Here is a 22600-nt window from a genome sequence, read left to right on the forward strand (position 1 = left end):
AGGTGACGGCGATGGAAAAACGAGCGCCCCGCCTGCAATTCACGGATGATGAACGGACCGACCCTGTATTAAAAAAATCTGTCCACAGGACGCAGAAAGCGGCGGTAAAAGCTGACCGCGCACAGGCAAAAATACCGAAAAAGAAAGTCCTTCGCAAGCAGCGCACCTTTGATAAACCTACGGGTAAAACGAAGGGGCGCTTATATTTTGAGGAAGCGGACAAAAAGAAGCCGTCGAAACTCACCCATGCCGTTCGGGACGCACCCGGAAACGCTGTTTTGATGCGGTTTCACCGGGAAATCCGGCAGTCCGAGGACGAAAATGTGGGCGTGGAGGCCGCGCACAAAAGTGAGGAAGCCGCCGAGACGGGCGGGCGTTTGGTTCGCAGTGCCCACCGTTCCCACAAGCTGAAACCTTACCGAAAATCGGCCAAAGCGGAAAAGCGGCTTGACCGCGCCAACCTCGGTTATTTGCAGAAAAAGGCCGGGCGGGACAATCCGCAGCCCTCCGGCAATTCTTTGGCCCATTGGCGGCAGAAGCGGGCCGTCAAAAAGCAGTATGCCGCCGCGAAACGGGCTGGGCAGTTCACGGGTTCCGCCGGAAAAGCCGCCGAAAACACCGCAAAAGTGGGAAAGACGGCGGCGCGGGAGAGCAAGCGGGCGGCGGCTTTTGTCGCACGACACCGGAACGGTTTTCTGATCGCCGCAGGCGTCTTTCTGGTGCTGGTCTTGCTTCTGAATGTCCTATCCTCCAGTTCGGTTCTGCTGGAAGGGGCGCTGTCCGGCGTTACCATGTCCACCTATCCTTCCACGGACGACGCCATGCTCGGTGCGGAAGCCGCTTACGCCCAAAAGGAAGCGGACCTTCAAAACGAGATCGACCATTATCAGGAGCAGCACCCCGGCTATAATGAATATCATTACAGTCTCGATAAAATCGGCCACGATCCCTATGTGCTGATTTCCATCCTGACCGCGTGGCACGGCGGCGAATGGACGCTGGATGAAGTCCGGGACACGCTTTCCGTGCTGTTCTCAAAAGAATACCAACTGACGCAGACTGTGGAGGCGGAAACCAGAACCCGCACGGAAACGGATACGGTGACGGACCCGGACGGTACGACCCACACCGAAACCCGGCAGGTTCCCTATGCCTACACCATCTGCAATGTGAAGCTCCACAACGAGGATTTGTCCCATCTTCCCATTTCCATTATGAACGAAGACCAGGTCGGCGTGTACTCGATGTACATGTCCACTCTCGGCAACCGGCCAGATCTGTTTCCCTCGTCGGCCTACCCGAACGCATCCACTGTCAAAAAGCCAACGGAGTACGACATTCCCCCGGAGGAAATGACGGACGCGCGGTTCGCCGCCATGATGACGGAGGCGAAAAAATACATCGGCTATCCTTACGTTTGGGGCGGCAACAGCCCGAAAACCTCATTTGACTGTTCCGGCTACGTGTCGTGGGTGATCAATCACAGCGGATGGAACGTGGGACGGCTGGGGGCGCAGGGTCTCTGCAACATCTGCACTCCGGTTTCTCCATCCGACGCCAAACCGGGCGACCTTGTTTTCTTTGAACACACCTACGACACCGACGGCGTGTCCCATGTGGGCATCTACGTCGGCAACGGCATGATGCTCGCGGCTGGGGACCCCATCGGCTACTCGAACCTCGACACAAGCTACTGGCAGAGCCATTTTTACACGTTTGGGCGTTTACCGAACCCATAACAGATTGGAGGAATTACTGTGAATCCGAAATTCAAGAAAATCGACGCTGAGTATGAAAAAAACGTGGCGAAAATCTCCGCGCTGCAAGATCGGCAGAAGGAACTGGAAAAGCAGCGCCGGGAGCTGGAAAATCTCGATATTGTCGGCCTTGTTCGGGGCATGGGCATGACGGCGGAGGAACTGGCCGCGCTCATGAAAGCGCCCCGCGAGAACCGGCCCGTATCCGATCAGAACAAACAGGAGGAAAATATTCATGAAGAAATCTAAAATCCGCGTATTGGTCTGCCTGATAGCCGCCGTGTCCTGTACGGCGGCTTTTTCCGTCAATGCCCTCGCCTACAGCACAGGGGCGACCTCTCCGACTTTGAGCAGTTCCAGCGCCGCGCAGAGCGGCACCGCTTCGTCGTCGGCGTCGTCCGCAACGTCGTCTGAAACATCTCTCAAACCTCTGACGCCGGACGGGACCGGGACGGTGATCGACAACGTGACCAACGAGGACGGCAAGGAGTTTTTCACCGTCACCACGCCGAGCAAGCACGTCTTTTATCTGATTATCGACCGGCAGAAAAACGCCGAGAATGTCTATTTTCTCGACGCCGTTACAGACAAGGATCTGCTTGCGCTGGCAAAGAGCGACAACGAGGATGTTTCCGGTTCTTCCTCGTCTAAGACCGCTTCCACACCGGAAACATCCTCCGCGCCGACCGCATCAACGCCCACAGCTTCATCCGTTTCCCGGCCGGAAAAGCAGGACAGCAGCGCCGGAATTGCGGCGGTTGTCGTGCTTGCGGCCGTTCTCGTCGGCGCGGCGGTCTGGTTCTTCAAATTCCGTAAGCCGGGTAAAAAGGACAAAAGCAGGCCCGACCCGGACGATTATGACTACACCGAGGACGGGGATGAGGAATCTGAGCCGGATGATGAACCGAAAGCTCCTGACGAGGAAGCAACGCAAAAAGACGGTTCCGAATCATCCGACGGTGAAACGGAGCGTGAGGACGAATGACCTTTTTCACCGACAGCCCTTTCGAGCGGATGATGGTACAGAAACCGCAATACAGGCGGGAGGAACGGCCTCCCGCCCCGCTGAAAGGCCGTCCTGACCATCCCCGCGACTGTTATCGCGACCTTATCATCACGCCGAAACGAAAGGAGATTGAAAATGCGGCTTGTAATCAGTGAAAAGCCATCGGTTGCCCAAAGTATCGCCGCCGTGATCGGCGCGAAGCAGCGCGGTGACGGGTATTTAGAGGGCGGCGGCTACCTCGTTTCATGGTGTCTCGGTCATCTCGCGGAACTGGCAAGTGCCGACGCCTATGATGAAAAATACGTCAAATGGCGGCGCGAGGACCTACCCATCTTACCGGATAACTGGCGGTTCACCGTAAGCGGGGACAAACAAAAGCAGTTTGCTATTCTCCGCGCCCTGATGCGCCGCGACGATGTGGATGAAGTCGTCAACGCCTGCGACGCCGGGCGTGAGGGTGAGCTGATCTTCCGCACCGTGTACGACATGTCCGGCTGCTCCAAACCAATGAAACGGCTCTGGATTTCCTCGATGGAGGACGAGGCCATCCGTCAGGGCTTTACCAATCTAAAAACAGGCCGGGATTACGACGGTCTGCATCAGTCCGCGCTCTGCCGATCCAAGGCCGACTGGCTGGTGGGCATTAACGCGACGCGCCTGTTTTCGGTTTTATATCACCGCACTCTTAACGTCGGGCGCGTCATGTCTCCGACGCTGGCGCTCATCGTGCAGCGGGAAGCGGAGATTTCCGCGTTTCAGCCGGAACCGTTTTATACGGTCAATCTCGATTGCGGCGGTTTCACCGCAACCGGCGATAAGCTGAAAGCAAAGCCGGAGGCCGAGGCCGTTGCCGCCGCCTGCAAAGGCAAAACGGTTACCGTCAGGGCCGTGAATCGGAAAGAAAAATCCGAAAAGGCTCCCGCGCTCTATGACCTGACCACCCTCCAGCGCGACGCCAACCGAATTTTAGAATATACGGCTCAGCAGACGCTCGACTATCTGCAATCGCTCTATGAAAAGAAGCTCTGTACCTACCCCCGCACCGACAGCCGGTTCCTGACCGACGATATGGAAGGAACCGTCCCGGCACTTGTTTCCGTCGCCGCTGGTATTTGCGGCGCTGACGCGCCCGAAAGCCTCAACGCCGGTCACGTCTGTGACAGCGCGAAGGTCAGCGACCATCACGCCGTCGTTCCCACCTCCGTCGCGGGCAAAGCGGATGTTTCCGCGCTGCCTGCCGGGGAGCATGAAATCCTACGGCTTGTTTCCCGGCAGCTTCTCTGCGCTGTCAGTGAGCCGCACCAATACGCCGAAACCGCCGTCACTCTGGACTGCGCCGGGTATGGCTTTGTCGCCAAGGGCAAGACGATCCTCGTTTCCGGCTGGAAAACCTATTTGCAGGAACAGGCCGACAAGCCTTTGCCGGAACTGGCAGAGGGGCAGGACATCGCTGTTCCCTCTGTTTCCATCAAAGAGGGCAAAAGCTCGCCGCCCAAGCACTATACGGAGGATACCATCCTTTCCGCGATGGAGACGGCGGGTGCGAAAGAGATGCCTGATGATGCGGAAAGAAAAGGTTTGGGCACCCCCGCCACACGCGCGGCCATTCTGGAAAAGCTCGTTACTACCGGATTCGTGGAACGGAAAAAGGCCAAGAAAACCGTCAACCTCATCCCGTCACAGGTCGGCGTATCGCTTGTTACCGTTCTGCCGGAACAGCTTCAATCCCCGCTGCTGACCGCCGAATGGGAAAATCGGCTCAAACAGGTGGAGCGCGGAAAACTGGAACCGGACGCTTTTATGAACGGGATTTCTTCCATGCTACGTGAGTTGATAAAAACATACACGCCGGTCAAGGGCGCGGAGGTCCTGTTTCCCTCCGGACGTGAGATGGTCGGCAGATGTCCCCGCTGCGACGGCAGCGTAACCGAAAGCAAGAAAGGCTTTTTCTGTGAAAACGACGGTTGCCGATTCGGGCTTTGGAAAGACAACCGGTTTTTCGCCGCCAAGAAAAAGACGCTGACAAAATCCGTCGCCGCCGCGCTCCTGAAGGACGGGCGCGTAAGGCTCACCGGCTGTTATTCCGAAAAAACCGGCAAGACTTACGACGCTACGGTGATTTTGGAGGACACCGGGGAGCGCGTCAATTTCAAGTTGGAATTTGATTCGGGGACGAAAAAGCGTGGCGGATCATGAAACTTACCAAATATGAGCGGGAGACGATCATCTGCTACAACGAGGAAGAAACGACGGCCAGCGTCTATACGCACAATAAGAAACTCATTCAAAAGCTCAAACGCCTCTCGGGAAAATACCCCGACAAGGTAAAGCTGGAACGCCCGGAGCATCGCGGGGCCGTCAGCTATCTTGTCCCCAAACGCTGTGTTTCCGTCCGGGAACCGTACAGCGACCGGCGGCGCGAAGTCGACAGTTTACGGGCCAAAACAGCGAAAATACGCCCTCCCGACAGGAGCATACGCTCCGAAAATAAATAATGAGCGCGCTCCCGCATAGGTTTATCCCGGCCTGTGCGGGGGCGCACTTTTTTTAATTCTATGAGCTGTGAAAGGAGCAAAACTATGCCCGAAGAAAACAAGGAACGGCTGAAAGAAATCACCGACAGCATCGAACAGGGCATCCAAAACCTGTTTCAGAGCGACCGATACGCGCAGTACCTCCGTACCATGTCCCGGTTCCACCGTTATTCCGTCAACAATACCATGCTCATCTACATGCAGAAGCCTGACGCCACTCTTGTCGCCGGGTTTAATAAATGGCGCGATCAGCTCAGCCGGAATGTGATGCGGGGCGAAAAGGGAATCAAAATTATCGCGCCGACTCCGTTCAAAAAGAAAATCGAGGAAGAAAAACTCGACCCCGATACCAGAATTCCCATGCGGGACGCGGACGGCAACATCATCATGGAGGAAAAGGAAATCAAAATACCCATGTATAAAGTAGTTTCCGTTTTTGACGTGTCGCAGACCGAGGGAAAACCGCTGCCGATGTTGGCCAACGATCTCACGGGAAATGTGAAGCAGTATGAGATTTTCATGGAGGCGCTGCGGCGCTCGTCCCCCGTCCCGTTTGCTTTTGAAACGATGGAGCCGAACACGGACGGCTATTTCAGTGAAAAAGACCAGCGTATCGCCATCCGGTCCGGCATGAGCGAGGTACAGACCGTCTCCGCCGCCGTCCACGAAATCACTCACGCCACGCTGCATAACTATGAACAGGCTCGCCTTGCCGCCGCCAAGAGTGATGAAACCGCCGAACCGCCCAAGCCGAAAGACCGGCATACTGAGGAAGTGGAGGCCGAGAGCGTTTCCTATGCCGTCTGCCAGTATTACGGCATTCAGACCGGCGAAAACAGCTTCGGCTATATCGCTTCATGGAGCCGCGACAAGGAATTGCCGGAGCTGCGAGCCTCTCTGGAAACGATCAATAAAACCGCTTCCGGCCTTATCACCGACATTGACCGGAACTTCCGCGAGGTCTTAAAAGAGTATGATCCCGTTCTGGAGCAGTTTGCCGGGGACGTATATCAGTACACGGCCTCCGTGATGGAGCCGCCGTTTCCTTTGAATTCCATCGAGGAAGAAGTCCCGGCTACCGTGGGAGATTTGAAAAGCGGTTACGGAAAAGACACCCGTGCGGCCATTTTCAATGCTGCCAAGGTTGAGGGCGCAGCGTCCCCGGATGAGCTTCTGCGGCGGCTGGATGAAATCGAAAAGATCTACCCGCCGAGGGAAACCGAGGCGATATATTTGCTGGATAACGCCGCATACCTCTATTTGAAGGAAAACGAGGACGGGTACGGCTACACCCTTTACGATAAGGGAAGTCTGCGGGAAACGGCAAGCGGATTTGCCGACGAGGGCGTCAGTTCCATCCAGACCGCGTATCAACAGGCACTTGTCCTTGAAAATCTGGCTCCCGAAACCTCGGAAAAGGTGCCGCTTGACATTCTTCGGGATATTGCCGCCGTGCATGAACAGGACGTACAGGAATATATCCGCAAAAATAATTTGAGCATGGGGGATCATCAGAATCCCGTGCCGGAGGCACAAGATGCCCCTACATCTTCAAAAGAAGCCGGTATGCTGCCGGACGCACCAGAGCTGGCGCTCGACGAATACCCCATGCCGGATTCGGACCTGACCGTGGCCGATCTGGAAGCCTGTGGGTATCTGGATGGCGATTTGCTGCCGCTCTCCAAAGACCGGGCGCTGGAGCTTTTTGAGCAGGACCTCACTGTTTACATGATCGAGGACGGCGGCGCAAGCATGGCGTTCGACCCGGATGAGATTCAGGCCCATAGCGGCCTGTTCGCCGTGAGCCGCGAGGAATGGGAGGAAAACCGGGAGTTTTCCGCAGCTATAGAGGACCGGATGAAACATCAGGAACAGCGGGAAGCCGCTTTTTTAAACACCTCTCAGGACGCTTTCGCCATCTATCAGGTGAAGGGCGGCGACGAGTTGCGCGACATCCGGTTTGAGCCGCTCAGTTGGCTGGAATCCAAGGGCGTTTCCGTGGATCACGGCAACTATGATCTTGCCTATACCGCCCCGCTTACCGATACCGGCATTACGGATGAAAAACTGGCCGTTTTGTGGGACAGATTCAACAACGATCATCCCGCCGACTATCACAGGCCGAGCCTGTCCGTCAGCGACATCGTTGCGCTCAAACAGAACGGTGTTGTATCCTGTCATTACGTGGACAGCTTCGGTTTCAAGGAGATCCCGGCTTTCCTGAAACCGGAAAACTACCTGAAAAACGCGGAAATGTCGATGGAGGACGATTACGACATGATCGACGGCATCATCGACAACGGAAAAAATCCAACCGTTGCGGAGCTGGAGCAGCAGGCCAAGTCAGGCCAGCCGATTTCCCTTCTGGATCTTGCCGAGGCGTCGCGGAGGGAAAACGACGAAAAGAAGAAATCCGTTGTGGAGCAGCTCAGAAATCAGCCGGTCAGCCGGGAACATAAAAAAGCAGCGCCCGACAGAGGCGCGGAAATGGAGAGATAATATGTTTACCAACGATGAAATCAACCTGATGTGCATTTACAATACCGGGACGCGGGAGGGCCTGATTGCGGAACTGACGCAGATGCGCGGCTATCTCGGCGCGGCGGAAACGGAACTTCTGGCCCTGACAGATTCCGCGCTGGGAAAGCTTCGAAATATGAGTGATGTGGAGTATGCCGCGCTCGACCTGTTGCCGGATTTTGACGCAGAGTCTGAGTAACAGCCTTAAATCTTTGGTGACATTTCTCAGAATAAGGGTTATACTTAACAATGGTGATTTAAGCTGTATATTATTTATAATTTAATTGAGCGTTAGCTGGAATGTTATAGGCTTCTTACAGAAAACTTTTCAATTTGTGAGCTTTTTAATCAATAGAAAAAAGCTTGTATCTTTGCTAATTGTATGATATCTTTATATTAAATTAATAGAACCTATTCTCACCACCGGGTGGGATATTAAGGGTACTCAAAGCTTTGCCGTAGGTACGGCATACCGAAAGGTATGTTATAAGGCGAAGCTTTGAGTATCCTTTTTATTAGGTTCAAAAGGAGGAACGATATGCAAATCAAACCGTTCAAAGTGGAAGAGTGGATGAACGCCTATGAAGCGGATGCGCGCTTCAACATTGCTGAAACCTGCGTGGATTCTGTATCCTTGGATGAACTGTTCTCTCTGACCGGCGAGGACAAGGCGGCATTTCTGCAACAGTTCTGTGCCAAGCGGCTGACCTATGGTGATATCGAAGGTGCGCCCTTGTTCCGGCAGGGGGTATGCGGACTTTATAAAACGATTCATCCCGAAAACATTGTGCCAACACATGGCGCTTCCGGTGCAAACCATCATGTTTTCTGTTCAATGCTGGAAACAGGCGATCGCATTGTCAGTATCATGCCGACCTATCAACAACTCTACTCCATCCCGGAATCTTTTCAAGCAAATGTTCAACTGTTGCATTTGAAAGCGGAAAACGGGTATCTCCCTGACCTTGAAGAATTGCGCCGTCTGGTCACTCCCGGCACCAAAATGATCTGCATTAACAATCCGAACAATCCAACCGGAGCGCTGATGAGCCGTGAGCTGCTTCAACAGATCGTGGAAATCGCACGCGCAGCAGATGCCTGGGTGCTGTGCGATGAAGTGTACCGGCATCTTACTCAGGCAGACGGTTGGTGTGAATCCATCGTAGATCTTTACGAAAAAGGGATTTCTGTTTCCAGCATGAGCAAGGTATTTTCACTTGCCGGGTTGCGTTTGGGCTGGATCGCTACGCGTGACAGGGATGTCGTGCGCGCCTGTCTGTCCCACAGGGATTATAACTTGATCAGCTGCGGGATGTTCGATGAAGCCGTCGCCGGGATTGCTTTGAGCCACTCAGAGCGGCTACTGGAGCGCAACCGTGGGATCGTGCGGGAAAACCTGGCCGTTTTGGACAACTGGGTACGGCAGCAAGCGCATGTATCCTATGTGAAACCGCAGGCTGGCACGACAGCTCTGGTCTATTACGATCTGGATTTGCCCAGCCGCATTTTCTGTGACGAGATGTACCATCAGACTGGTGCCTTTGTTACACCGGGTGAATGCTTTGAAATGGAATATTGTATGCGCATCGGTTATGCCTGTGACCCACAGGTGTTGAAAGACGGCCTGCAGGCGATCGATGCCTATATTGAAAAGAAGCTTGCAGAAGGAGCTGCAGTGCGAAAGGAGTTGCATCATGAATAAAATCCGCATTTTAAATCAGCAGGAAGTGTCGTCTTTGCTGAACCTTTCTGACGCGATCGCCGCGGTAGAAAAAGCATACCGACAAAAAACAATTGGAGAAGGTTCACTCTGGCCGATGGTCTTTCATGAATTTGATCCCGGTCATGCCGATCTGGACATCAAATCCGGGGATTTGCGCGCAGATGGAATCTTTGGCTTTAAGCTGGTATCTTGGTTTGAAGCGAATTCTCAAAACGGTCTGCCGGAACTGTTAGGCACATCCATGCTGTTTGATATTCGCACGGGTGCACCCGTTGCCTTGCTCAACGCAAGCGCTTTGACCGGGTTGCGCACCGGCGCAGCGGCGGCAATCGGTGCAAAATACCTGGCCAGACCTGATGCGCACACATTATTGATGGCAGGCACCGGTTCATTGGCTCCCTATGTCATAGCCGCGACCCTGCTAGTATGTCCGAACATCCATTGCATACTTTTGAGCAATCCTCATCATCCGGATAAGGCTAAAGACCGGCTGGCAGACATCCGGGCGCAGGTAAACGGGCTTTTGCGCAATGCCGGAGGCAAATGGGAACACGAGATTTTAGCCATTGAAGATCTGGCACAGGCGGCTGCTCAGAGCGACGTGATTATCACAGCCACGCCGTCCCGCATCCCATTCTTACGCGCAGAATGGATCAGACCCGGCACACATATCAGTTGCCTTGGTGCAGACATGACCGGCAAGCGGGAGCTTTCCTCAGATCTGCTGAAAAAATCCATGCTGGTAGCAGATGACCGCGTGCAGAGCCTGAATGTGGGAGAAAGCGAAATGGCTGTTTCGGATGGCAGTATAACACCGGAACACATTTGTGGGGAGATTGGAGATATAATTTCCGGAAAGATCCCTGGCCGTACTGATCTTGAGCAAATTACTGTTTTCGACTCGACTGGCATTGTCCTACAGGACCTGGCCTGTTGCGCGGAAGTTTTACGAAAGGCTGAAGCCGCAATGATAGGAACCATGATTACTCTGTAATAGCAACGAATTAATCACATTGCGAAGAATTTCTAAGTAAGCGTTAAATTAGTGCGGATTTTTTATCAAAAGGGACAGCCTTCGGGCTGTTCTTTGGTACTATAAAAAGCGTAGATGTAAGATGCCGACGGGCGTTTCACATTTGCGCTTATTCTTTTACAATGAGGGAGTAATTGGTTCGGCGTGGCTGTTCTTGGAGCATAGCCTCCGACATAAAAACTGCCGGCCATCCCTTATTGTAAACATTCGATTAAGCAGGTTGAAACCCTATTGGGCTTTCGCGTAACGAACCAAACTGAATCGCAATGAGCGCAGATGGACAACAATTACAAATACTTATTCAGGAGGTTTGGAATGACCAGCGTAGGTATCGATGTATCAAAAGAAAAGAGCACTGTTTGCATTTTAAGGCCGTATGGAGAGGTAGTGGCATCTCCCTATGAGATACCCCATACCGAGTCGGAAGTCAAATCACTCGTAGACCGTGTTTGTTCCTTGGAAGGCGAAGTTAGGGTTGTTATGGAGGCAACAGGAGGTTATCACCTTCCGCTGCTGGCCTGTCTTAAGCAGGCAGGACTGTTTGTCAGTGTCATCAATCCGCTTATTATGAAAAAGTACGCCTCATCATCTCTGCGCAAAGGAAAAACCGACAAGCTGGATTCTGTGCGAATCGCAAATTTCGGTATAGACAACTGGTTTAAGCTGATTGATTATTCTGCTCCCAAAGGAATTTATGAGCAACTAAGAATACTCGGGAGACAGTATTCCCATTACATTACCATGAAAATAGAAAGCAAGCTGACGTTGACGGATTTGCTTGACCGAACTATGCCAGGAATCAAGAAACTCCTGAGTGGTAAGCGGTCTGAGGAACCCACTAAAGATAAGCTCTGCGATTTTGTTGAAGAATACTGGCACTATGACAACATTACGAAAAGGAGTGAGGCTCGGTTTGTCTGTGAATACTGCCGTTGGGCAAAAAAGAAAGGATACCATGCAAACGAAGCCAAAGCAAAGAAGATCTATGCTATGGCCCGCGATGGTATCCCTACTTTGCCTTCAAGCGCCGCATCGATCAAAATGTTAACGTTGGAAGCAGTGAGAGTCCTTAAGGAAATTAACCGAACTCTGGAAACCATTTTAACACAGATGCAGGAACTTGCAACCACTTTGCCGGAGTACGGCGTTGTGCGTGACATGAAGGGCGTGGGTAATGTCTTAGCGCCCCGGCTTATTGCGGAAATTGGAGACGTGCGCCGCTTCCACAGTGGCAGTGCTCTAGTTGCTTTTGCTGGCATTGATTCTCCACCATTTCAGTCTGGCGGCTTCACGGGCACACAGCGCAGAATCTCCAAGCGCGGTTCTGCACTACTGCGTAAAACTGGTTACGAGGTGATGAAATGTCTTAAATCTACAAAACCTTCTCAGGATGCTGCTGTCTATCTCTTTATGCTGAAAAAAGAGGGCGAGGGCAAGCCTAAAAAAGTTGCTAAAGTAGCGGCGTTAAACAAGTTTTTGCGTATTTACTATGCACGTGTGATGGAGGTTTACAGAAGCTAATTCTGTTCTAATCATTGATCAAATTGGTCAACTGCACTTATGCTGTTGGCCTGCTTTGCTATACATAAATGAAAAATTAAAAAATTTAGATCCTGCTTAAGAAATACTTGACTTTCCTTAGCAGGTTTTTTTGCCCAAAACACTGGAAGGAGGATTTTCACTATGCCGAGTAATGTGCAGGCTTTGGCACAGATGGCCGACCATGCGGCAACGCAGATCACCGCCAGTCACGAGAGCTGGACGGATTTTCTGAAAACCGCCGCGCGGCTCTATAAATACCCATACCATGAGCAACTCATGATCTACGCCCAGCGCCCCGACGCGACGGCCTGCGCCGGATATGAGCTTTGGAACGAAAAAATGCGCCGTTATGTCCGGCGCGGCAGCAAGGGAATCGCCCTCATCGACGCTTCCGGCGACAGGCCGGGAATTCGGTACGTCTTTGATATTTCCGATACGGGCGGCAGGGAGAATTCCCGCCGGCCGTACCTTTGGCAGTATCGCCCGGAGCATGAGGACGCAGTTGCGGCGGCGCTGGAGCAGGAATATGGGATTTCCGGCGAAAAGGGCCTTGCCGATCAGTTGGAGCAGATCGCCGGACAGATGGCAAAGGAGTATTGGGAGGATCATCAGTATGACATCCTCCACACCGTTGACGGCAGCTTTTTAGAGGAATATGATGAATTCAACATCGGAGCACAGTTCCGAAACGCCGCCTCTGTCAGCATGACCTACGCCCTCATGTCCCGCTGCGGTCTGGAACCCGACGAATCCTTTGAGCATGAGGACTTTCTGAGCATCTTTGATTTCAACACGCCCGATACCGTCGCCGCCCTCGGTTCGTCGGTCAGCGAAGGAAGTCAAAGGGTGCTGCGGCAGATTGAAGTCACCATTAAAAATTATGAACGCGAACATCTCGCGGAAAGGAGTGCCACACATGGAGAACAACCTGACTTACAGCCGGAACGGGGATTACCTGATTCCCGATCTGACGATCACGCAGCCGACGGAGAGCATCGGGAAATACGGGAGGATGCGGAAGAATTACCTGAAGGAGCACCGTCCGGTCCTGTACAGCAGCCTGCTGCTGTCGGAGAAGCTGTACCCGCACCTGTTGGAGATCGAGAGGACGGCGACGGCGCGGCTGGAACGGATGATGCCGGAACTGATGAAATCGGCGGGCGTGACGGAAAGCCTGAAAGCGTCAAACCCAATGCACTGGGTGGGCCTCATGAACAACCTCAAAGCGCAGGCCGAGGAAACGATTCTGACGGAACTTATCTACAGCTAAGTTTCTTCCCATCGGAGCAGGAACAAATACAGAAAATTGACGAAGCGGAGAGCGAAAAGCCCTCCGCTTTTTCCATGCCCACGCCGCAGAAGCCGGAAAAAAGCGGCACGGCCCAAGCCGACATTGACACCGCCCTTCAGGAATGGAACGGCGATATTGAGAGCAAACACGCCGTTGCTGAATATATGCGGGAACATGCCCGTGACAAGGACACGGCGGCGTTTCTGCGCACCGAGTACGGCGACGATCTTCCGGCCTTTCCCGTTACCGTGGGCCACACATCGACGGATTTGCCTTGGCCGAAGGTGCAGCGGCGCATCGCCCAGCTCATCCGGGAAAATCGGTTTTACACACAGGAAGAACAGCCCGTGCCGCCCGATCTGAGTGGCCAACCGATCACCCGCACCGGCGATACCATCGAGAACGGTATCACTTTCCATAATGTGGTCTTGACGCTTTCCGGCGCGCAAAGGGATGATACCCAGCGGACGATTCCCGACAGCGCCGCAATTTTATATCCTTACAAGGTGGGCGACACGGTATATCTGGACAATAAGCCCTTTGAGATCACCGACATCGGTACTTCCGACATCCAGCTCCGCGACCCTGCACTTGCCTATCCCATCTTTCGCGCCGAAAGCCGGGAGGACTTTGAAAGTTTGCTGCGGCAGGATTCCCGGAACGGTCCCATCACGGAATTTCTGGCTGCGGACTTGGAGCACACGGACGCCGATCTGCGGGAAGCCCTGACCTCCGGCCTGCTGGAACAGCGGGACAAGGAACATATCGCGGGATATTTCCGCGAAAACGAGGGCAACACACGTGTGGCCCAGCGCCTTTCCGAAACCTACGCCGGTACTTCCGATACGATGGAGCTGACCACCGGCGAGACGGCGGATTTTTTTGCCACCACCACGGGTTTCGAGATTGATATTCACGACAAGTACAACAGCCGCCGGAGCGCCCGGTGGGAAGAAATCGCCCCCATTCTCCGCGCTTTGTATCAGCGGGAGCAGGACGGTTTTTCCCATGAGCCGGTTTTGCGGGAGCCTGCCAATCTGGAGGGTAAGCCGTCCTATCAACCGGGCGATCACGCGGTGCTGGATTACGGCGGGCAGGAACTGTCCGGCACCGTGGGCTATGTTGGGGATAAGGACGTGCGCATCGACACCGGCCCCTATTCGTGGAGCCATGAGGTTGTCAGCCGGGACGCCTTTGAAAACGGCATCCGGCAGGACGAACGCAACGCCTCTTTATTTACACCGGAGCAGCCCGCCGCCGGAAATTTCCGCATCACCGACGATCATTTGGGAGAGGGCGGCGCGAAAACCAAGTACGGGTACAATATCGCCGCCATTCGCACTTTGAATACCATTGAGGCCGAGGGCCGTACCGCGACGCCGGAGGAACAGGACACCCTTTCCCGGTACGTCGGCTGGGGCGGCATCCCGCAGGCGTTTGACCCGGATAACACTTCGTGGTCAAAGGAATACACTGAACTGGTCGGCGCGCTGACCGCCGAAGAATACGAAATGGCGCGGGCCTCCACGCTAAACGCCCACTACACCAGCCCGACCGTTATCAAGGCCATTTATGAGGCCGTGAAAAATCTCGGCTTTCAGACCGGCAACATATTGGAACCGGCCTGCGGCGTCGGGAATTTCTTTGGGTTACTTCCCGAAGAACTGTCTGGAAGTCATTTATACGGCGTGGAGTTGGACAGCATCACGGGCCGGATCGCCAAGCAGCTCTATCCCAACGCCAACATTACCGTGGCGGGCTTTGAAACCACCGACCGGAAAGACTTTTTCGACCTCGCCGTGGGCAACGTGCCGTTCGGCAGCTACAAGGTTTCCGACCGGGCCTACGACAAGCTCGGTTTTCCGATTCACGATTACTTTTTTGCCAAAACACTCGATCAGGTGCGACCGGGCGGCGTGATCGCGTTCGTGACCAGCCGCTACACGATGGATAAGCAGTCCCCGGATGTGCGGCAGTATATCGCCCAGCGCGCGGAGCTGCTGGGAGCTATCCGGCTTCCCAGCAACGCTTTCAAAGCCAACGCCGGAACGGAAGTTACCACCGACATCCTTTTTCTCCAAAAGCGCGACCGGCCTATCGACATTGAACCCGATTGGGTGCATCTCGGACAGACTGAGGATGGAATCCCCGTCAACAGCTATTTTGCCGACCACCCGGAAATGGTGCTGGGAACCATCCAGTGGGACGATAAGATGCACGGGGATAAAAAGGAAACGACGTGCGAACCGTTGCCCGACGCCGATCTTGCCCAGCAGCTCCATGAGGCGGTTTCGCACCTTCAGGGGCGGATTGCTGAAGCGAAGCTGCCGGATCTCGGTGAGAATGAGGAAATCGACGATTCCCTCCCGGCAGACCCCGAAGTGAAAAACTATTCCTATACCGTTGTGGACGGCAAGGTGTACTATCGGGAGAATTCCCGCATGGTGCGGCCGGAGTTGAACGAGACGGCCAAGGCCCGCGTCATGGGCATGGTGGAGCTGCGGGACTGTGTGCAGAAGCTCATCAACCAGCAGCTCGACGAATACGCTTCCGACGCGGAAATCCGAAACACGCAAGCGGAATTGAATCGGCTCTACGACACTTTTTCCACAAAATACGGCCTCATCAACTCGCGCGGGAACAGCCTCGCGTTTGCGGAGGATTCTTCGTACTATCTGCTCTGCTCTCTGGAAGTGATTGACGAGGACGGCAAGCTGGAACGCAAGGCCGACATGTTCACTAAGCGCACCATCCGTCAGCGGAAAATCATCACTTCCGTGGACACGGCATCGGAAGCTCTCTCGCTCTCCATCGCGGAAAAGGCGCGGGTGGACATGGACTACATGGCTTCCCTCACCGGCAAAACGCCGGAGGCGCTGGCTGACGAGCTTCGGGGCGTCATTTTCCGCGACCTTGGTGAACAGGGCCCGGCAAGCGTTCCGAAAGCCTTTTACAAGCTGGACAGCATTCCGTTTGTTACCGCCGACGAATATCTTTCCGGCAACGTGCGCCGCAAGCTGCGGCTGGCCAAGGCTCTGGCGGAAATGCGGCCCGACCTTGCGGAGAAAATCGCCCCCAACATCGAGGCGCTGAAAGCCGCCCAGCCGAAGGACCTGGACGCCTCGGAGATTGAAGTGCGGCTCGGCGCGACCTGGATCGACAAGGGATACATCCAACAGTTTATGGAGGAACTCTTAAACCCGCCGTCCGGTGTGCGTGACGGCATCCGGGTGAACTATTCCTCGTTTACAGCGGAATGGGCCATTTCGGGCAAAAATAGCGTCGGGTACAACAACGTGGCGGCGTATGTCACCTACGGCACCGACCGGGCCAACGCCTACCGGATTCTGGAGGACAGCCTAAATCTCCGGGACACGCGGATCTATGATACCGTGACCGACCCGGACGGCAAGGAGCGCCGCGTGCTCAATTCCAAGGAAACGACTCTCGCCCAACAGAAGCAGCAGGCTATCAAGGACGCTTTCCGCGACTGGATCTGGAAAGACCCGGAGCGGCGTCAGACCCTGACGAAAAAATACAACGAGCTGTTCAATTCCAGCCGCCCGCGTGAATACGACGGGCGGCATCTTGTATTTCCCGGCATGAATCCCGAAATCAAGCTGCGGGAGCATCAGCTCAACGCCGTGGCGCACCAGCTTTACGGCGGAAACACCCTGCTTGCGCATGTGGTAGGCGCGGGCAAAACCTATGAAATGGTTGCTGCCGCAATGGAGGGCAAACGATTGGGGCTGTGTCAAAAATCCCTGTTTGCCGTGCCGAACCACCTGACAGAGCAGTGGGCTTCCGAATTCCTGCGACTATATCCCTCGGCCAATATTCTCGTCACCACCAAAAAGGATTTCGAAAAACGCAACCGCAAGAAATTCTGCGCACGGATCGCCACCGGCGACTACGACGCGATCATCATGGGTCATTCGCAGTTTGAGAAAATCCCCGTCTCGCTGGAACGTCAAAAACGGCTGATTCAGGAGCAGATCTGGGAAATTGAAAACGGGCTGGAAGAACTCAAAGACAGCGGCGCAGAGCAGTTTACCATCAAGCAATTGGAGCGCACGAAAAAGGGACTTGAGGCCCGGTTAAAACGACTCAACGACAACTCCCGCAAGGATGATGTCGTCACCTTTGAACAGCTCGGCGTGGACCGCCTGTTCGTGGATGAAGCGCACAATTACAAAAATTTGTTCCTCTACACGAAAATGCGCAACGTGGCGGGCCTTTCCACCACCGACGCACAGAAATCCAGCGACATGTTTCTGAAATGCCGGTATCTTGACGAAATCACGCACAGCCGGGGCGTCGTATTTGCTACCGGGACGCCGGTTTCCAACAGTATGACGGAATTATATACGATGATGCGCTACCTCCAGTACGAAACCCTGAAAGAGCGTAACCTCATTCATTTCGACTGCTGGGCCTCGACGTTCGGGGAAACCGTGACGGCCATCGAGTTGGCCCCGGAGGGGACTGGCTACCGGGCGCGGACGCGCTTCGCCCGATTCTACAATCTGCCAGAGCTGATGCTGCTGTTCAAGGAAGCGACGGACATCAAGACCGCCGACCAGCTCAACCTTCCCACGCCGAAAGCCGTATACCACAACGAAGTCGCGCAGCCCTCGGAGATTCAGAAAGAGATGGTTAAAAAACTCTCGGAGCGCGCTGCCGCCGTCCATTCCGGTGCCGTTGATCCTACCGTGGACAATATGCTGAAGATTACGTCGGATGGGCGCAAGCTCGGCCTCGATCAGCGCGTCATCAACCCAATGTTGCCCGACAATCCCGGCAGCAAGGTCAACATGTGCGTCAACAATGTTTTCCGATTCTGGCACGACGGGCAGGACAAAAAGCTGACGCAGCTTATTTTCTGCGACATTTCCACCCCAAAGAGCCGCGCCGCCGCGAAGGAGGAACGTGCGGTTCGGGCCGGTGGGAAGCTCGCGGTCGGCACGGAGCTTCACGCCCTTCAGGACGCTACGCCGGATGCCGACGCGCCGGAACCGTTCAGCGTTTACTCGGACATCCGGGATAAGCTTATCGCGCGGGGCGTCCCTGCCGGTGAAATCGCGTTCATCCATGACGCCGATACAGAAGTGAAGAAAAAGGAGCTGTTCGCAAAGGTGCGCGCCGGACAGGTACGCGTCCTCATGGGCAGCACCGCCAAGATGGGAGCCGGGATGAACGTGCAGGACCTTTTGATCGCCTCCCACGATCTGGACTGTCCGTGGAGGCCGGGCGACCTGGAACAGCGATCCGGTCGCATTATCCGGCAGTACAACACCAACCCGGAAGGGCATATTTTCCGTTACGTCACCGAAGGGACATTCGATTCGTACCTCTGGCAGACTGTGGAAAATAAGCAGAAATTCATTTCACAGATCATGACCAGCAAAAGCCCCGTCCGCTCCTGTGAGGATATTGACGAGACGGCGCTTTCCTACGCGGAAATCAAGGCGCTGTGCGCCGGGGACGAGCGGATCAAGGAGAAGATGGACCTCGACATGGACGTGGCCAAGCTGAAACTCATGAAAGCCAACCATCAGAGCCAGCAGTTCCGGCTGGAGGACAATCTGCTCAAATACTTCCCGGAGGAAATTGAGCGGAATAAAGGGTTCATCAAAGGTTTGGAAACGGATATGGCGACGCTGGAGGCGCACCCGCATCCGAAGGACGGATTTGCCGGGATGGTGGTGCGGGGCGATTCTCTCACCGACAAGGACAACGCCGGAGCCGCCATTCTGGAAGCCTGCAAAGAAGTCAAGGGATTGGAACCGATGGAGATCGGCAGCTACCGGGGCTTTACCGTGTCGCTGTCCGTGGAGGGGTTCGGACAGGATTTTATCCTTACCCTTAAAGGACAGATGACCCACCGTGTTACGCTCGGCAAGGACGCGCGCGGCAATCTGATCCGTATCGACAACGCGCTTTCCGATATGCCGAAGCGGTTGCAGAATGTCCACGCCCAGCTTGATAATCTTCATTCGCAGATGGATGCGGCAAAGGCCGAGATCGGAAAGCCATTCCCGCAGGAAGCGGAGCTTGCGCAAAAGAGCGCCCGCCTTGCGGAGCTGAACGCGCTGCTGGACATCGACAGCCGCACCCCAGCCCAGCGGCAGGCGTCGGAGGTTCTGGAGAAAAGTGAAAGGCCCTCTGTGCTGAAAAACCTGAAAGAGCCGTGTGTCTGCGGAACGGGCAGAAAACCAAAACACGAATTGGCCCGATAGAGAAACGGCTCCGGCACGGAATTATTTTGTGTCGGAGCCGTCGTTCCGGGAAGCAGCGGCCTTTGCCCTGCGTTTCTGCTTTTGTTCGGATTTCTTTCGGCGTTTTTCATCTATCTCATGCAGCCAAACGCTGACCGGCGCTTTCCACGGTTCGCTTTTATTGGGGATGTTTTTGACAAGACTACGTGGGTTCAGACCGAGGCGTTTGGCAAGATCAATATCCTCATTGTTTAACCGGCATTTCTTTTTCGCGTCCTGCCACATCTGTTCGCTGTATGCCATTTTTCACCCCGCTTTACTCTAAAGATTTTATCACATATTACTTGATTTTGAAATCAGGAGGTTTCATATGAATACGATACCCGTCTACAAATATCCGGCGACTTACGCCCATGAGCATAATGAACTGGAGATTTACCGTGCGTCCCACAAGGCGAACATTGCCTGCCGGGATGCCATCGACGATGCTATCCGAGACAATTACCGAAATAATTGTCTCGGCAGCGACAGTGCAAAACAGGTCATTGCCGAGTTTGGATTTGACCGCACTCTCTATGTGCTTGCGAACACTGTCCGCGAGAAAGATTGGGATGGGCGCATTGACCGCAGAAATAAGGATTGGGCGCGGACAATTCCTGTCTTTGACGATGAGAACGGCTTTGGGGATAATCGAAACCTGGAATTTATCGTAGATAGAGCGCATCCCGGTCTGTTAGACCTTTTCATCAATCAGGCGCGGCGCGAATACCTTCTGACCCAGCCGCTGACCAAAGAGGACATTCAGTCGGAGGCCACGCGGCTGCTCCGGCGTCTGCAATCCGAACGTGAGCCGAACAGTCCCAGCGGTACGCATTTCATGGCGCAGATTTCGCCGGATTTTCTGATCCGCGCTTCCACCAAAGATCAGGACCGGCTGTTTGCCATGCTTCCGTTCAAGTCCCTGTCATTTTCCACGATCAAAGACCGGAAGGGAATTTTCGCGTTCATCCAGAAGGATGAAAACCGCGACCAACCGCTTCGCCAGCGCAAGCCGTCCGTGCGGAAAAAGCTGCAAAAAACACAGGCCGAGCCAAAGCCGCCCGCCTCATCCAAGGGCAAAGAAATGGAGCTGTGACATGGCGAATCGCAACCGGAAAATCCAGCTCAAATTCCGCGTCACTCCGCAGGAGCGTGAAATGATTGAACAGAAGATGGCGCAGCTCGGCACGAAAAATATGGCGGCGTATCTCCGCAAAATCTCCATCGACGGGTATGTGGTGAAGCTCGAACTGCCAGAGCTGAAGGAGATGGTTTTCCTCCTGCGCCGGTCCAGCAACAACTTAAACCAGCTTACCAAGCGGGTGCATGAAACGGGGCGCGTTTACAGCTCGGATTTGGAGGATATTGTCCAAAATCAGGAACGGCTGTGGCAGGCGGCAAATGATATTCTCGCCGTACTTGCTAAATTAAAATAGGGGCGTATGCCCCGCTGTTTTTTGCCGCATCCTTGAAAAAAACAGCAAAGGCGTTATAGTAAATTATAAAGGGGGCCGATTTATGAGGCTGATACTGAAAATACTCGTCGCTCCGGTCATTGTGGTTCTGACCATTTTCGTCTGGATTTGCTCCGGTCTGCTGTACTGCTCGGCGTGGGTGTTCGGCCTTGCGGGAACGGTCCTCGGCATCTTCGGTGTGCTGGCACTGATTACTCATCAGGTAACGAACGGGATCGTCCTGCTGGTGATGGCGTTTCTCGTCAGTCCGTTCGGAATCCCGATGGCTGCGGCGTGGTTAATCGGCAAGATACAGGATTTGCGGTATGCGATTCAGGACCGGGTTTATGATTAATGCAGAGAGCCTGTAATTAAAAGCGCGGAGCTTTCTTGGAAGTTCCGCGCCATTTTACCAATTGTAAGGAGTCTAAGTATAAAACATAATGGGAATTTCTCGATCAACGACTGTAATTCCAGGCTTCTTATCTGTTTTGACCTCTGGGTAATATTCATATCTCAGGAACTTGTCGTCCTTATTATATCTGCCTAAACTTGACCATCTGTATCGTCCTTTTTAATCGTTTTCTCTACATAGTCCAGCATGCCTTCCAATGTGTCGTGGTAGAACATCTCCGCATCGTCTGTTTTCTTTGCGATGAAAACATAGCCGACGTTCTCCTTTTTCTTATACACGACAAGAATCCGTTCGCCCTGCTTATTATCGTAATAGGCATACTTCTCAGCGCCGTCTGTGTATTCAGCGTGATATTTACCCTTGAGCTTTGCTTCCTCTTTCAATTCTAAGAAGGCAAGTATCTCTTTTTGCGCTTCATGGATAGCGTCTAGTTTCTTTTCAACTGCCATAATAGCTACTGCCATACAAAGCATAGTTGGATCAAGTGGTATCTGCGTCATTCTAGCAAGACCGCCACCAACGCTACCGTTGGCTGCTTTAAGATTACCAATAAACTGACCTCCACTTTGAAACATAGTCTTTCCCGCAGTATTAACAAAGTACAGACCACTTTGTCCAGCACCACTCACTGCATAGCTTACAAGCTGTGTTAAGGGTTGGAAAACTACACCCAATGCAACTGCTTTCTCGATAGGAAATTTCTGCGTTTCAGTCATATCGATATTCATTTTTACAAGCTCTGACGGAGGATAATATTCAACATCGATCATTGCTTGCACAAGTGCATTTTTATTTTCCATTATGGTTTCCTCCCATATCAAGTCTATAACAGCGCATGCAAATTTCGCGTTTTTCTCTGACATCTATCCTGACCACACGCCGAGCACCGACATCAATATCGTCCACTCGCGCCCGAAATTAGCCCTCTGGACTGATTCCATCAAAGCGATATTTTGGCGGTTTCGACTCACCGGTTTTTTGCCCTCAAGCCCCGAAAGCACCAGCATTATCGGGCTTTTCGCACATCCGTCAGTTTACCCTAGACATCAATACCACGCACTCAACGTG

At 53.8% G+C, this 22600-nt stretch carries 18 protein-coding genes; 15 read left to right on the forward strand and 3 right to left on the reverse strand.

Features of this window, described 5'->3' with window-relative positions:
- The first annotated feature begins 11 nt into the window (after window positions 1-11).
- The 10 genes from LKE53_08635 to LKE53_08680 all read left to right on the forward strand — a co-directional run bounded on the left by LKE53_08635 (window position 12) and on the right by LKE53_08680 (window position 12094).
- Complete coding sequence (locus LKE53_08635; GenBank protein MCH3972808.1) at window positions 12-1739, forward strand: NlpC/P60 family protein; 1728 nt, start codon at window positions 12-14, stop codon at window positions 1737-1739.
- A gap of 18 nt (window positions 1740-1757) precedes the next feature.
- A complete protein-coding gene (locus tag LKE53_08640; protein ID MCH3972809.1) occupies window positions 1758-2006 on the forward strand; it encodes a DUF4315 family protein in 249 nt (82 codons plus the stop codon).
- A gap of 205 nt (window positions 2007-2211) precedes the next feature.
- Window positions 2212-2742: a DUF4366 domain-containing protein gene (locus tag LKE53_08645; GenBank protein MCH3972810.1), complete on the forward strand. Its 531-nt coding sequence runs from the start codon at window positions 2212-2214 to the stop codon at window positions 2740-2742.
- A gap of 156 nt (window positions 2743-2898) precedes the next feature.
- Window positions 2899-4959 carry a DNA topoisomerase 3 gene (locus tag LKE53_08650; GenBank protein MCH3972811.1) on the forward strand — a complete coding sequence of 687 codons (2061 nt, stop codon included), beginning with the start codon at window positions 2899-2901 and terminating at the stop codon, window positions 4957-4959.
- A complete protein-coding gene (locus tag LKE53_08655) occupies window positions 4956-5258 on the forward strand; it encodes an immunoglobulin (protein ID MCH3972812.1) in 303 nt (100 codons plus the stop codon). The genes LKE53_08650 and LKE53_08655 overlap by 4 nt, the downstream gene beginning before the upstream one ends.
- Window positions 5259-5342: 84 nt before the next feature.
- Window positions 5343-7796, forward strand: coding sequence for a YodL domain-containing protein (locus LKE53_08660; protein MCH3972813.1), 2454 nt, complete (start codon window positions 5343-5345; stop codon window positions 7794-7796).
- A gap of 1 nt (window position 7797) precedes the next feature.
- Window positions 7798-8016 carry a transposon-transfer assisting family protein gene (locus LKE53_08665; protein MCH3972814.1) on the forward strand — a complete coding sequence of 73 codons (219 nt, stop codon included), beginning with the start codon at window positions 7798-7800 and terminating at the stop codon, window positions 8014-8016.
- Window positions 8017-8355: 339 nt separating this feature from the next.
- Complete coding sequence (locus LKE53_08670) at window positions 8356-9519, forward strand: aminotransferase (GenBank protein MCH3972815.1); 1164 nt, start codon at window positions 8356-8358, stop codon at window positions 9517-9519.
- A complete protein-coding gene (locus LKE53_08675) occupies window positions 9512-10534 on the forward strand; it encodes an ornithine cyclodeaminase family protein (protein MCH3972816.1) in 1023 nt (340 codons plus the stop codon). The genes LKE53_08670 and LKE53_08675 overlap by 8 nt, the downstream gene beginning before the upstream one ends.
- A 354-nt stretch (window positions 10535-10888) precedes the next feature.
- Window positions 10889-12094, forward strand: a complete 1206-nt coding sequence (locus LKE53_08680) for an IS110 family transposase (protein MCH3972817.1) — start codon at window positions 10889-10891, stop codon at window positions 12092-12094.
- 117 nt (window positions 12095-12211) lie between these two features.
- On the opposite strand, the gene LKE53_08685 is transcribed toward LKE53_08680, so the two are convergent.
- Entirely contained in the window at window positions 12212-12724 is a 513-nt protein-coding gene (locus tag LKE53_08685; GenBank protein MCH3972818.1) for a hypothetical protein, read from the reverse strand.
- 307 nt (window positions 12725-13031) lie between these two features.
- Between LKE53_08685 and LKE53_08690 the strand changes: the two genes are divergently transcribed.
- Both LKE53_08690 and LKE53_08695 read left to right on the forward strand, forming a co-directional pair.
- On the forward strand, window positions 13032-13385 hold the full coding sequence (locus LKE53_08690; protein ID MCH3972819.1) for a TnpV protein: 354 nt from the start codon (window positions 13032-13034) through the stop codon (window positions 13383-13385).
- Window positions 13386-17008: 3623 nt separating this feature from the next.
- Window positions 17009-19645 (forward strand): SNF2-related protein, encoded by a 2637-nt coding sequence (locus tag LKE53_08695; GenBank protein ID MCH3972820.1) that lies wholly within the window; start codon window positions 17009-17011, stop codon window positions 19643-19645.
- 21 nt (window positions 19646-19666) lie between these two features.
- Here the strand turns inward: LKE53_08695 and LKE53_08700 are convergent, their stop codons facing one another.
- Complete coding sequence (locus tag LKE53_08700; protein ID MCH3972821.1) at window positions 19667-19927, reverse strand: hypothetical protein; 261 nt, start codon at window positions 19925-19927, stop codon at window positions 19667-19669.
- Between the two features lie 67 nt (window positions 19928-19994).
- On the opposite strand from LKE53_08700, the gene LKE53_08705 reads away from it, so the two are divergent.
- The 3 genes from LKE53_08705 to LKE53_08715 all read left to right on the forward strand — a co-directional run bounded on the left by LKE53_08705 (window position 19995) and on the right by LKE53_08715 (window position 21472).
- The gene (locus LKE53_08705) at window positions 19995-20759 is read left to right on the forward strand and encodes a DUF3849 domain-containing protein (protein ID MCH3972822.1); all 765 of its coding nucleotides are present in this window, start codon (window positions 19995-19997) and stop codon (window positions 20757-20759) included.
- 1 nt (window position 20760) lies between these two features.
- Window positions 20761-21099 (forward strand): plasmid mobilization relaxosome protein MobC, encoded by a 339-nt coding sequence (mobC, locus tag LKE53_08710; protein ID MCH3972823.1) that lies wholly within the window; start codon window positions 20761-20763, stop codon window positions 21097-21099.
- An 82-nt stretch (window positions 21100-21181) separates the two neighbouring features.
- Window positions 21182-21472, forward strand: coding sequence for a CD1845 family protein (locus tag LKE53_08715; protein MCH3972824.1), 291 nt, complete (start codon window positions 21182-21184; stop codon window positions 21470-21472).
- Between the two features lie 191 nt (window positions 21473-21663).
- Here the strand turns inward: LKE53_08715 and LKE53_08720 are convergent, their stop codons facing one another.
- Window positions 21664-22332 (reverse strand): hypothetical protein, encoded by a 669-nt coding sequence (locus tag LKE53_08720; protein ID MCH3972825.1) that lies wholly within the window; start codon window positions 22330-22332, stop codon window positions 21664-21666.
- Window positions 22333-22600 lie beyond the last annotated feature (268 nt).

It is taken from the genome of Oscillospiraceae bacterium, from assembly GCA_022483045.1.
Classification (GTDB): domain Bacteria; phylum Bacillota; class Clostridia; order Oscillospirales; family Acutalibacteraceae; genus Caproicibacterium.